General features: G+C 63.8%; 1 pseudogene. It reads right to left on the reverse strand.

The annotated features are described in order from the left end of the window. Positions 1 to 395 (reverse strand): annotated as a pseudogene (locus EN859_RS35625) (ATP-dependent DNA ligase); the annotation flags it as partial.

Below are 395 nucleotides of genomic sequence, written 5' to 3' on the forward strand. Positions count from 1 at the left end.
TTTTGCCTGTCCCCTTGCTGCGCGCCGCACGTTTCTTCGGCGCGGTGTCGGCTTCGATATCGGTTTGCTGTTGCACGTCGTCCCCTTTTCGTGGTGCTTCCTTGACGATCTGGCGCGCCGGCTTGTCCTTGCGCAGACTCACGAACGACGCCTGGCGCACGATGCCGTCGCTCGTCCATTCGGCAAAATTACATTCGGCGACCAGCACCGGCTCCACCCAATGCACCGGCGTGCGGCTGCGCTCACGCGGCGGGCTCGCGAACGGCATGCGCTTCGTCTCATGCGCGTCGAGTTCCTTCTTCTCCGAGCGCAGCAACGCAGCGTCGAATCCCGTGCCGACGCGCCCTGCATACTGCAGCTTGCCTTTGCTGTCATGCACGCCCAATAGCAGCGCG

The organism is Mesorhizobium sp. M00.F.Ca.ET.216.01.1.1 (genome assembly GCF_004010325.2).
Classification (GTDB): domain Bacteria; phylum Pseudomonadota; class Alphaproteobacteria; order Rhizobiales; family Rhizobiaceae; genus Mesorhizobium.